Origin of the sequence: Streptococcus handemini, from assembly GCF_040984445.1 — a bacterium.
GTDB classification, from domain to species: domain Bacteria; phylum Bacillota; class Bacilli; order Lactobacillales; family Streptococcaceae; genus Streptococcus; species Streptococcus handemini.
In genome coordinates this window covers 1-12236 of sequence record NZ_JBFRYH010000060.1, presented here as the reverse complement: position 1 = coordinate 12236, position 12236 = coordinate 1, and the positions used below count along the sequence as shown (strand labels likewise).

Annotated in this window: 14 protein-coding genes and 1 pseudogene; 1 reads left to right on the top strand and 14 read right to left on the bottom strand. The window is 40.8% G+C overall.

The features are described from left to right. Positions 1–108, top strand: a pseudogene (locus ABPH35_RS08785) (IS30 family transposase); the annotation flags it as partial. 171 nt (positions 109–279) lie between these two features. Here the strand turns inward: ABPH35_RS08785 and ABPH35_RS08780 are convergent. The 14 genes from ABPH35_RS08780 to spxA form a co-directional block, all read right to left on the bottom strand. Next, positions 280–1233, bottom strand: coding sequence for an LPXTG cell wall anchor domain-containing protein (locus ABPH35_RS08780; RefSeq protein WP_349989389.1), 954 nt, complete (start codon positions 1231–1233; stop codon positions 280–282). 157 nt (positions 1234–1390) lie between these two features. Further along, positions 1391–1789: a hypothetical protein gene (locus ABPH35_RS08775; protein WP_349989388.1), complete on the bottom strand. Its 399-nt coding sequence runs from the start codon at positions 1787–1789 to the stop codon at positions 1391–1393. A 239-nt stretch (positions 1790–2028) separates the two neighbouring features. Further along, entirely contained in the window at positions 2029–3417 is a 1389-nt protein-coding gene (locus ABPH35_RS08770; RefSeq protein ID WP_349989387.1) for a sensor histidine kinase, read from the bottom strand. Continuing rightward, positions 3407–4081, bottom strand: a complete 675-nt coding sequence (locus ABPH35_RS08765; RefSeq protein ID WP_349989386.1) for a response regulator transcription factor — start codon at positions 4079–4081, stop codon at positions 3407–3409. Before ABPH35_RS08765 ends, ABPH35_RS08770 begins: the two co-directional genes overlap by 11 nt. 126 nt (positions 4082–4207) lie before the next feature. Beyond that, positions 4208–4864: a phosphate signaling complex protein PhoU gene (gene phoU, locus ABPH35_RS08760; protein ID WP_349989385.1), complete on the bottom strand. Its 657-nt coding sequence runs from the start codon at positions 4862–4864 to the stop codon at positions 4208–4210. A gap of 18 nt (positions 4865–4882) precedes the next feature. Beyond that, the gene (gene pstB / locus ABPH35_RS08755; RefSeq protein WP_349989384.1) at positions 4883–5641 is read right to left on the bottom strand and encodes a phosphate ABC transporter ATP-binding protein PstB; all 759 of its coding nucleotides are present in this window, start codon (positions 5639–5641) and stop codon (positions 4883–4885) included. 12 nt (positions 5642–5653) lie between these two features. Continuing rightward, positions 5654–6457: a phosphate ABC transporter ATP-binding protein PstB gene (pstB, locus tag ABPH35_RS08750; protein ID WP_349989383.1), complete on the bottom strand. Its 804-nt coding sequence runs from the start codon at positions 6455–6457 to the stop codon at positions 5654–5656. Between the two features lie 15 nt (positions 6458–6472). Next, a complete protein-coding gene (pstA, locus tag ABPH35_RS08745; protein ID WP_067089699.1) occupies positions 6473–7360 on the bottom strand; it encodes a phosphate ABC transporter permease PstA in 888 nt (295 codons plus the stop codon). Continuing rightward, positions 7350–8267 carry a phosphate ABC transporter permease subunit PstC gene (pstC, locus tag ABPH35_RS08740; RefSeq protein ID WP_067089696.1) on the bottom strand — a complete coding sequence of 306 codons (918 nt, stop codon included), beginning with the start codon at positions 8265–8267 and terminating at the stop codon, positions 7350–7352. Before pstC ends, pstA begins: the two co-directional genes overlap by 11 nt. Before the next feature lie 2 nt (positions 8268–8269). Beyond that, complete coding sequence (locus tag ABPH35_RS08735; RefSeq protein ID WP_368849743.1) at positions 8270–9139, bottom strand: phosphate ABC transporter substrate-binding protein PstS family protein; 870 nt, start codon at positions 9137–9139, stop codon at positions 8270–8272. A 121-nt stretch (positions 9140–9260) separates the two neighbouring features. Beyond that, positions 9261–10574 carry an RsmF rRNA methyltransferase first C-terminal domain-containing protein gene (locus tag ABPH35_RS08730; protein ID WP_368849744.1) on the bottom strand — a complete coding sequence of 438 codons (1314 nt, stop codon included), beginning with the start codon at positions 10572–10574 and terminating at the stop codon, positions 9261–9263. After that, a complete protein-coding gene (locus ABPH35_RS08725) occupies positions 10574–11332 on the bottom strand; it encodes an inositol monophosphatase family protein (RefSeq protein ID WP_349989381.1) in 759 nt (252 codons plus the stop codon). Before ABPH35_RS08725 ends, ABPH35_RS08730 begins: the two co-directional genes overlap by 1 nt. Then, positions 11322–11600, bottom strand: a complete 279-nt coding sequence (locus ABPH35_RS08720) for a UPF0223 family protein (RefSeq protein WP_349989380.1) — start codon at positions 11598–11600, stop codon at positions 11322–11324. The genes ABPH35_RS08725 and ABPH35_RS08720 overlap by 11 nt, the downstream gene beginning before the upstream one ends. Positions 11601–11602: 2 nt before the next feature. Beyond that, a complete protein-coding gene (gene spxA, locus ABPH35_RS08715; RefSeq protein ID WP_349989379.1) occupies positions 11603–12010 on the bottom strand; it encodes a transcriptional regulator SpxA in 408 nt (135 codons plus the stop codon). Positions 12011–12236 lie beyond the last annotated feature (226 nt).

The following is a 12236-nucleotide window of genomic DNA, read 5'->3' as shown; positions in this document are numbered from 1 at the left end:
AAAAATGCGACGCAACAACAAGTCGCATTTATTGAAAACTGGATTAACAACTATCCAAAGAAGATATTGGGTTACAAATCTCCTAGAGAATTTTTACAGACTGGCTAACTTGAACTTGAAATTTAGCAAAGCTCTCTCTGATAGAAACTGAAATACCACTGTAGACTCTTACCAACCGTAACAAAAACCACAGAAAAAGCTCAGATGGTTGTCCATCTAAGCTTCTTCTTTATATGTATTCCCTATATAAGATAATATAATAGTGATTACCTAAGCGAATTATTTTCTACGGCGTTTCGCTACTCCTGCGAATCCTAAGCCTGAAAGAACTGTTCCTACAACTGTAAGAAGTGAGCTTGCATCACCTGTCTTAGGTAATACTTTCTTGTCTTCTTCTTTCTTAGCTGCTGGAGCTGCTGCTTTTGTTACTGTAGTGCTTGCACTTGGAGCAACTGCTGATGAGCTTGATGTTGAAGTGCTCATACCTGGTTTAGTACTGTTACCTGGAGCTGGTGGAGTATTGGTACTAGTTGAAGTGCTCATACCTGGTTTAGTACTGTTACCTGGAGCTGGTGGAGTACTTGAAGGTCGAGTTTGTGGTCCAGTTGATGAAGTTTGTGGTGCTGCGCCACCTTTTGTAAGAACAAGGGTACGTTTTTCATCACGAACTTTAAGGGCTTTTACTTCACCTTTGTTGCTGACTGGCATTCCACCGAATTCTACAAAACCATAGCCTTCGTTACCTGGATCTACAATTTCAAATGCAACTGTTTCACCGTCGTTGGCTGGGATTGTGATGGTACCATCTTGACCTGTTGTCAAACGGTATTCTTTTCCTCCAACAGTTACCTTAACGACAACACCCGCAAGTGGTTTACTTTGGTCTGCATAGTCTACAACTGCTACGATGACTTTGGCATCGCCTTCTGGAAGTACATCATCTGGTTGTGCTTGACTCGGATCTAAATCTGTAAGCTTAACTGTTGGAAACTCAGCTGGGCCAGTAGAATAGTTTTTACCTGTTTTCTTCAACACAAGAGTACGTTCTTGCAAGCTAGCTGCGTTAGCTGTTAACATGCCTTGGTTGCTAACTGGGTTACCATTGTACATGACATACTCATAACCTTCTGGAAGTGTTGCAATACGGTATTGAACAGATGCTCCACCATTCGTTGTCAACTCAAGAGCACCTTGCTCATTTGTTGTATAAGTTGCAGGTTTACCACCTACCATGACATCAACTGATACGTTTGGTACTGGTTGACCAGCTTCATCGACAACTCTTACGCGTACTTGCGCTACTGAAGTAGCATCACCGGTTGATACAGATGGTTTATCTTTTTCTACCGGTTTTTCTTTTGGCTCATCTTGTTCTGCTGGTTGAACTGATTTAGTATTTATTTATTACTACCAATTTACGTTCTTCTCGGTGTACATCCGTTGCTTGTGCTGTACCTTGGACGCTTACTGACTGACCATTGTAAGTATCGAGCTCATATCCTGCTGGAAGTGTTGCAATACGATAATCTACCCAATCACCTGCATTAGCAGTAATGTCCACAAACCCATTCGCATCAACCGTGTAAGTTGTTGGTTTACCACCAATTCTAACCTCAACAGTAGCACCTGTAACAGGTGCTTCTTTTTGGTCGACAACTTTCACGCGAAGCTGAGCAACACTAGCAGCTTCTACATTTGAAGCAGGACTGACTACTTGCTGAGCTACGACAGCTGCACCAAGAAGAGAGACGCTAGCTAAACTAGCTAAAACAATTTTCTTTGTATTCATATTTTCCTCCGTTTTATTTTTGAAAATAGAAAGATAGTGTTGTGAGAATATTATCTTTCTGCGAAAAGAAATATAATACTCTTACAACGCTGTTATACATATCTACCATTGGAATGTCAAGGATTTTTTTACACTTTTCACACACAAAACGTAGATTTTAAAGTTCTAAAATGAAGTTTATCCGTATGAAAATACCTCAATGAGAGGCGATTCGATTTTTCTGCACCTCCTTCTACTTATTATTTTCGAAATTCTTTCGGAATTTTAACTTTAAAAACTGTACCTTTTGGCTGATTATCTTGAACCGTAATCGTGCCATGGAGGGTTTCGATGATTTGTTTAGCAAGGGATAAGCCGAGTCCGAAGCCTCCTTTTTGACGCGTTCGTGCCTTATCAACGCGATAAAATCTATCGAAAATCTTCTTTTTATTTTCGTTGCTGATTCCAAGACCGTTATCAGCAACCCGAAGATTTAAAAACTTATCTTTCAGACTGATCTGAATCCAAATATGACCATCGGCTTCTGAATACTTCATTGCATTATCCACTAAGATTGTCATCAGTTGTTTCAGCAATGTCTTATCTGTCCGAATGGTCTCCGTCACTTGGTTTGTGACATCTAGTGTTTTGCCGTTTTCTTCTGCCATAATCACATAATTTGCCAATACTTCGTCAAAAAATGCTGGCTGAACATCAATAATATCTGGTTTCAAGCCATCATCTCGCCGGGCAAGATTCAAAAGATTGGTTGTCAAGAGTCGCATGTTACGCACTTCTGCTAGACTGGACGCGATATTTTCACTGCTGTCCATAATTGTTGCTTCCGGATGTCTAAAGAGGCTTTCAAGGCGATTTTGCAGGACTGTAAGTGGTGTCCTCAATTCATGGCTCGCATTCTCCACAAACTCCTTCTGCTTTTGGAAACTAGCAAGAATAGGACGCATGCTAACATTTGATAAGTAGATACTTGCTACTATCGAAATCAACCAAAAACTAATCATTACAAGAATCACGGTTGATTCATAGGAAGCGATGGATGATTTAATCTGGCTTGTATTAAAAAGAATCGTTGCATATTTGATATCTAGCCCACCATAGGATGCCATAGCATCTTCTGACAATGGCACTGTGATACAGCGGTAGTATTCCTGGCCACCAAAAGGTGTTGTTACCGCACATTCTGTAATGGTGCCGATTGGTTTTTTATCTAAGGCTAAGGTTGATAAACCTGAGAAGAAATCAACCTGATTCAGCCGATTGCCTTTACTATCGTAGAGAATCACATGATAGTTTGAATTGAGACGAATTTTGGAAGCAGAATAAAATGACTTCTCATCCTCCGAATCTTTTTTTCCGCTATCTGTACCAGATTGGTTAGCAGTCACGCTTTTCTCCCAAACGATTTCTGCCTCAGGTGAAAGACCACGTGCCCGAGCAAATTTCATCATCATCTCGGGATTGCTCATAATTTCCTTGAAATTCTCATCAGCGCTTTGATACATGGTTGAACGCATGAGTTGGAAAATAATGACCGTCATCAAACCAAATATAAGCGTAAAAACAGCAAAATAACGGATAAAATAAGAAAAATTATCCGTATGGTAAAGTTTACGAAATTTAACGAGCATTTTTCAAGATATACCCGACACTTCTTAGAGTCTGTAATTTCTCCCCAAAGGCCGTCCCTTTCAATTTTTTTCTAATTTTAGAGACATATACTTCCACCACTGAAATGGTTGTATCGCTGTCAAATCCCCAAATACGATCAAAAATCTGTGTTTTCGGTAAAATCACATTTTGATTCTGCAAGAAATAGACCAGTAGGTCAAATTCTTTCCCGAGAAGCTCCACCTCTTCCCCGTTTACAGTTGTCGTATTGGTTGATAAATCCACCGACAGCTCATTAAACGTCAAAACATTTTCGTTGAATTTACCAGAACGCTTCAAGAGAGCCTGAATCCGCATCTTCAGCTCTTCTAAATAAAAGGGTTTTGTTAAATAATCATCAGCTCCGAGCTCAAAGCCATGTCCCTTATCGTCTAGACTTTCCTTAGCTGTCGTAATTAAGACAGGGGTTGTAATCCCCTTAGTCCGTAATTCTTTTAAGACCTGAAAACCATTCTTTTCTGGCAACATCAAATCGAGCAAGATAAGATCATAGACACCAGATTCTGCTTCGTACAAGCCTTCATCACCATCAAATACCTGCATCACGTCAGCAAAATCATCTAAAAAGTCAAATACTGAATTGGACAAGCTCACATCATCTTCTATTAATAAAATCTTAATCATTTTACCTTCTCCTATTTTCTCCAATATACCATGTAATCAGGTTATACCTTGCAAACTATTTCCTGTATTTTATCCCTTTAAACTTAAAAGTAGCTAAAAAATCTGGAAACAAGTCCAGATTTTCATTTACAATTCTGTAATATTACCTGTGCGTAGGTAAACGACCCATTCACAGATATTTTTTGCATAGTCACCAATACGCTCAAGGTAGGAAATGACTTGGAAGTAATCGCGCCCGGCAATCAAGGCATCCGGATTTTTCTTGATTTCTTCCGTCGCCAAGTCTTGGATACTATTGTAGTACTGATTGATAACTTCATCATGGGCTGCGAGTTCATAGGCCTGCTCTGTATCCCCACCGTTGAGGTATAATTCCAAGGAAGATTCCACTAATTTTCGAACTTCCCGTCCCATTCTCTTAATTTCAGCTTCCACAACCTGAATACGGACTTCCCCTTTCATCCGAATTGCTGCTTCTGCTATAGATACCGCATGGTCACCCATCCGCTCCAAGTCATTAGTGGCCTTCAAAACAGTGATAACCGTACGCAAGTCAGTTGAGACCGGTTGTTGCAACGCGATAATTTCAAGAGATTTTTTCTCTAGCTTAATTTCAAATGCATTGATTTTGGCATCTGATTCAATCACTTCTTTTGCCAATTCGCGGTCATGCGAGATGAAGGCTTGTACAGTATTATTGATTTGTCCAAGAACTTCATTTCCCATCGCATAGAATTGATTGTGCAATTTATCTAGTTCTTCTTCAAATTGTGTTCTTAACATAGTTGGTGTTCCTTTTTATTATCCAAATTTTCCTGTGATATAATCTTCAGTTTCCTTATGGCGAGGGTTCAAGAAGACTTCCTTGGTCTTATCGTATTCAATCAAATCGCCATCGAGGAAAAAGCCTGTTCTGTCTGAAATACGTGAAGCCTGCTGCATCGAACGTGTCACCAAGACCATGGTGTACTTGTCCTTCAAGCCATAAAGAGTATCTTCAATCTTTCCTGCTGAAATCGGATCAAGAGCTGATGTTGGCTCATCCAGCAAAATGATTTTAGGACTCGTTGCGAGAACCCGCGCTACACAGACTCGCTGCTGCTGTCCACCAGATAAACCAATCGCAGAATCATGTAAGCGATCCTTTACTTCATCCCAAATCGAAGCGCTCGTTAAGGATTTTTCAACTGCTTCATCTAGAACCTGCTTGTCTTTCACACCATTGATTCGCAAGCCATACACCACATTTTCATAAATAGTCATTGGGAAGGGATTAGGCTGTTGGAATACCATTCCAATCTCTTTTCGCAAGTCAACCGTATCCGTACGAGGACTGTAAATATTTCGGCCATTGTAATCAATCGCTCCTGTCAAGGTCACCTCTGGATTCAAATCTCCCATGCGGTTAATCGAACGCAAGAGGGTTGATTTTCCAGAACCAGAAGGTCCAATGAGAGCTGTGATTTCATTTGGATAGAAGTCAATAGAAACGTTGTTTAAGGCCTTTTTCTTATTGTAGTAAACAGACAAGTCTTTGACTTGTAAAATCGGTGCTGTCATCAAAGTTCCTTTCTATCCAAAGTGTCCTGACACGTAGTCATTTGTTGATTGTAATTTGGCATTTTGGAAGATGTTGGCTGTCTTATCATACTCAATCAAATCTCCCAAATAAAAGAAGGCTGTGTAATCACTGGCACGAGCTGCTTGTTGCATATTGTGGGTCACAATGATAATCGTATAGTTCTTTTTCAATTCGAACATGGTTTCTTCCAACTGCATGGTTGCAATCGGATCAAGGGCTGAAGCCGGCTCATCCATGAGGAGAATTTCTGGTTTAACAGAAATCGCTCGAGCGATACACAGGCGTTGTTGCTGCCCTCCTGATAAGGTAAGAGCAGACTTATGCAAATCATCTTTGACCTGATCCCAAAGAGCTGCTTGTTTGAGAGAAGTTTCAACAATCTCATCCAAGACTGTTTTATCTTTGATACCCGCACGTTCATGTGCAAAGGTGATATTGCGGTAAATGGATTTCGCAAAGGGATTCGGACGTTGGAAAACCATGCCAATGTGTTTGCGCATTTCATAGACATTGATTTCAGGACGGTTGACATCCACGCCCTCATAGAGAATTTCCCCTGTAACCTTGGCAATATCAATGGTATCATTCATACGGTTCAAACTTCGTAGATAGGTTGACTTACCAGATCCTGACGGTCCAATCAAGGCTGTAATTTTATTTTTTTCAAACTGCATATCAACACCCTTGATCGATTCCTTACTACCATAATAGACATGTAAACCCTTGGTTTCTAGGGCAATCTTCTCTTGAGGAAAGGTGATGATATGCTTTTCATTCCAATTATATTCTGCCATTGTTTCTCCTCTAATTTAGGCTGCAGATGTTAATTTCGCATGCAATTTCTTACCAATATAGCGTGCAGAAACATTGAAAATCAAGATGAAAATCAGAAGAATAGCTGCACTACCAGCTGAAACTTGAGTTGCATCCGGAATCGTTCCTTCACTATTCACCTTCCAGATATGAACTGCCAGCGTTTCTGACTGACGGAAAATCGAAATCGGACTGGTAACACTCAATGGATTCCAATTTGACCAATCAAGAGCTGGTGCTGATTGACCTGCGGTATAGATAAGAGCCGCCGCTTCCCCAAAAATACGACCAGAAGCAAGGACAATCCCTGTTACAATCCCTGGAAGAGCTTCTGGGATGACCACATGAAAGACTGTTTCCCAACGAGAAATTCCCAGAGCAAGACCTGCTTCCCGCTGCGTATGGTGAACATGGCGCAAACTATCTTCGACATTGCGTGTCATTTGTGGCAAGTTAAAGACTGTCAAGGCCAAGGCACCTGATAAGATAGAGAAGCCATATTGAAATTGAACAACGAAAATAAGATAGCCGAACAAACCAACAACCACAGACGGCAAAGAAGACAAAATCTCAATACAGGTACGGATAAAATTGGTCAAGCGACCCTTTTTCGCATATTCTGCCAGATAAATTCCTGCCCCCATGGAAAGTGGGACAGAAATCAACAGCGTAATCACTAATAAGAAGAAGGAATTATAGAGTTGAATACCAATCCCTCCTCCTGCTTGGTAGGAAGAAGATTTTCCCGTTAGGAAGGACCAACTCACATGAGGAAGACCTCGCAGCAAGATATACAAAATGAGGGAAGCTAAAATGGCAACGATAATAATCGCTATCGAGTACAAAATCCCTGTCGCTAATTTATCAACTTTTTTAGCGTGCATAGTTTCTCTTCCTCTCTCTTGTAATAAATTTCATAATCAAGTTAAAGACCAAACTCATCAATAATAAAACGAGAGCCAGTGACCAGAGAACATTATTTTGGACAGTACCCATAACCGTATTTCCGATTCCCATGGTAAGGACTGATGTCAAGGTTGCAGCTGGTGTTGTTAGAGAAGTTGGTACAACAGCTGAATTTCCTACAACCATTTGAATAGCAAGGGCTTCACCAAAGGCTCGAGCCATACCAAAGACCACCGCAGTGAAAATACCAGACTTGGCTGCATGCAAGGTCACACGCCAAATCGTTTGCCAACGAGTGGCTCCCATAGCAAGACTTGCCTCACGGTAATGACGTGGCACAGCTTTTAGGCTATCAACCGTCATAAAGGTTACAGTTGGTAAAATCATGACAAAGAGGACAAAAACCCCTGACAAAATCCCAAAACCTGTCCCACCGAAAATCGAGCGGACAAAAGGTACCACGACCTGTAGACCAATAAATCCATAGACAACAGACGGAATCCCAACCAAGAGTTCGATAACTGGTTGCAAAATCTTAGCACCGTATTTCGGCGATACTTCGGTCATAAATACGGCTGCTCCAATTGCAAAAGGTGTTGCAATAAGGGCAGATAAAATCGTCACAATAAAGGAACCTGCAATCATTGGAAAAGCACCGAAGGACTTAATCGCTGGCTTCCAAACTGTTCCAAACAAAAATTCAAAGATGTTGACACCATTCACAAAGAAGGTCGACAAGCCTCGTTGAGCAACAAAGAGTAAAATCATCGCTACGATGAATACAATCAAGGCTAGGCAAAGAAAAGTAATGCTCTTCCCAAATTTCTCCAAGCGAGAATTTTTAGAAGGGGACAGCAATTCTTTGGCAAGTTTTTCATTTTTCATGCTTACTTTTTCTCCTTCACTGTACCGTCTGCGCTCTTGGTCACTTTCATATCATTGACTGAAATATAGCCCATATCAACGACAATTCCCTTTTGAATTTTTTCAGACATCACATAGTCTAGAAATTCCTTTTCAAGACCCGTCGCTTCACCCTTGGTATACATGTGTTCATAGGACCAGATTGGCCAATCATTGGTCACAACATTGTCCATGGTTGGTTTAAAGCCATTTAGCTGAATCGTTTTTACTGAGTCATCGATATAGGAAAAAGCAAGATAGGAAATCGCTCCCGGAGTCTGGGAAACGATTGATTTGACCATTCCGTTTGAGTCTTGTTCCAAACTCTGTACTGGTTCTTCCCCTTTCATCACAACCGTATCAAAGGTTGCCCGCGAACCAGAACCGACTGCTCGGTTGATAATGGAAATCTCTAAATCTTTTCCACCCAAGTCTCTCCAGTTTTTAATGTCACCTGTAAAGATTTTTTTGAGTTGTTCAAGGCTAATATCCTTGACATTCACTTCCTTATTCACAATGACAGCAATACCTGCAACAGCTACTTGGTAATCGACCAACTGACTAGCATCAATCCCTGATTTTTCTTCAGCAAAGACATCACTATTTCCAATCTGAACAGCACCTGACTGAACTTGAGACAAGCCTGTACCCGATCCACCACCTTGGACATTTACTGTTTTGCCCTTATTTTCAATGCTAAATTCATCAGCTGCTGCTTCCACTAAGGGTTGAAGGGCAGTAGATCCAACTGCTGTAATGGATTCTCCACGGTCAATCCATGAAGCACAAGCAGACAAACTAAGGCTCGCTGAAAGGCATAAGGCGATAAGGCCCAGCTTACGCTTTTGTTTCATTTTTTCTTTTTCCTTTTCATTTTTAAGTGGATTTCTCTGCAATTTCATCTCATTTACACGAAACTTCCACAATTCCACTATATCATATAACATTCTAACTTGCAAAGTATTTCTAACCCATTTATTTTGATAAAAATCGGAGTCCTTTTGGAAAGGCATTTTTGAGTGTTCCTGAAACAACTTTTGCAAAACCTAGACCATTTCCAGCAACTGAAACTTGATACCAACCATTGGTCAATTCGGTTGAAACCGCAAGGGGCTGTCCAGCGACATATTGAACAAATTCCTCTTCTGAAATCTCGACTCGATACTTGACTTCGTCGCTTCTTAAGACCAATCCTAAGGCAAAACTTGGTTCAAATCGCTTTTTCTTAAAGGTTCCCAAGTGCAGACCATTTCTTACAATTTTCAACTTTGAAATATCTGGCAAACCATGTGGTAGAAGATAGAGTTCATCACCAAAGACCTGCAAGATTCCTTCTGCTTTAAAAAAGAGAGAGCTTTGCGCAAAATCCTGCCATAATTGCTTCTGTTCGCGAGTAAGGTTTGACTTGTTTCCTTTCAATTTCTTACGTGAAGTCTTCCCTCCACGGTATTGAAATTTAGCCACAAACTGACCTTCGCCCTTAAACAGATGAGGATACATTCGTGCTGTCTGTGTCAATCCAATTCCTTCTACCATCCCATTGATTTTGGGTATCTCTACTAAATCAAGGTCATAATGTTCCAATAGCCACTGGACAATCTCTTCGTTTTCCTCCGGCGACCAGGTACAGGTTGAATAAACCAGTTGACCATTGGGGGCTAGCATGTCCATCGCAGACACTAAAATCTCCTTTTGTAGCTCTGCACACTCACTTGGATAGTCGCTTGACCAATAGTCTATCGCTCCTGGATCCTTGCGAAACATCCCTTCACCCGAACAAGGTGCATCTAAGACTATCATATCAAAATAATCCGCAAAAACTCCAGCCAAGCGCTCAGCTGATTCATTGGTCACTAGGACATTGCGAGCTCCAAATCGCTCAATATTTTCCACTAAGATTTTCGAACGTTTTTTCGAGATTTCATTGCTGACAAGAAGGCCGGTATTCCCCAAATAGGATAAGAGGTGAGTCGACTTTCCTCCAGGTGCAGCTGCTAAATCCAAGACTTTCATGCCCTCATTAGGAGCGGCTACCTGTCCTACCACTTGGGCTGCTGGTTCCTGTGAATAGACCAAACCTGTGACATGTTCAACCGACCGACCTGATACCTTTCCATAGTAAGACCAGGGCATTTGATCAATCTTAGAATCAAATGACCGTTGTGCTTCCTTTAGTGGATTTGTCCGAAAGCCTGCTACTGCTTCTTCCTGAAAACTCTCAAAAAAGGCTGGTGCTTGTGCACCGAGCAGTTGTTTGTATTTTGCTATAAAATCGCTTGGTAATACCATCACCGTAAATACCTTTTTATTTCATTTATTTTTTCAGTTGGGGCAAAAACAATGTGCTCACGTCCGTAAAAAGCAGGCTTCTTGCCACTTGTTGTCATCATGGTATAGCCGAGCTTCTCCCCTAAAATACTTGCCGCAGCGTAATCCCAAGGATAGATATAGGAAGCCTGAGCCAGCAAACGCCCCGTCAAAACATGTGCAAAGCTAATTCCTGCACTACCGATTGAACGAGTCCCCAAAGTCTGATCTGCCATATCCGCTAAGCCTGCATAATTTTGGGCATAAAGAGCTGCATTGAGGCCAATCAACCCTTCTTTTAAAGACTTACTTTGAAATGGAGGCAAGAGTCTGTCATTTTCATAAACTGGAAATTGACCTCCACCATGATACAATTTATCTTCTATCACATCGTAAATCAGGCCAAATTGACCAAGACCATCTTCAAAATACGCAAGTAAAATAGCAAAGTCCGCCTTTTGAACGATGAAATTTGTTGTGCCATCAATGGGATCAATCACCCAGACATTCCCTTGACCTAAAGGCAGATGCTCTGGACTCTCTTCTCCTAGAACATAATCCTCTGGATAGCGCTCCATAATCTTAGCTGTTAGACTTTCCTGAACCGTCTTATCCAGTTGGGTGACCAAATCCGTAAAATGTCCCTTTTCTTCAATAATCAAGTCATCTTCTAAATGCTGTCTTAAAAATTCTCCCGCTTCTAACACAAGTCCTTTAGCAAACTGATACTTATCTTCCAAGAGAAATCACCCCTTTCCCTTGCTCCTTTGCCTGCTTAACTGCACGATAGGTGGAATAACCCGAAGCCGCTTCAAATTCACGGTCAATTCGGCGTTCTTCACCCTTGCTTTTTACAACTATTTTAAATTGATTGTAGGCTTCAAGAAGAGCTGTAACTGTTACACCACCCTCATAGGCCTTTTCCACCTGATTCAAAAAAGAAAGCACGGAGGATAACTCCTCTGTGCTCCACGAAAAATCAAGTGGATATGAATAATTCTTTTCCATATCTATCCTTGTCCTATCTCTGCTCTTAACGTTGCATTTTTTAACTCTTGCTTGCGATACTTCCGTGGTAGAAAGGCACGAATTTCATCTTCATTAAATCCGATTTGCATCCGTTTTTCATCTAAAATAATTGGACGTCTGAGTAAGCTCGGATAAGCCGCAATCAATTCAATTAATTCCGAAATGGATAGTTCCTCAACATCAATATTTAACTTTTGAAACACCTTTGATCGCGTTGAAATTAAATCATCTGTCCCGTTTTCTGTTAATGCTAAAATATTTTTCAACTCCTCTGCTGTCAAGGGGCTTGTCATAATATTATGTTCTGAGAAAGGCACCTGATGATTGGTTAACCATGCTCTAGCTTTTCGACAGCTTGTACAACTTGGCGACAAAAATAGTGTAATCATAAGCATACCTTTCTATATCATTCTCTCTCCTTATTATACACTAGATAAACGCGTTTTACAAGATAAAATTGAGATTTTACACGACAAACGCATGAAACGGTCTTCGGCTTTTTTCTACCTCAAACACTTTTTTGATTTAAAGTAATCGTTTTAAATACTGGTCAAAGGATAGACTAAGGACATATTTCTTACGACGCATGCTCATTTTCTTTCCAAAATCCAACCG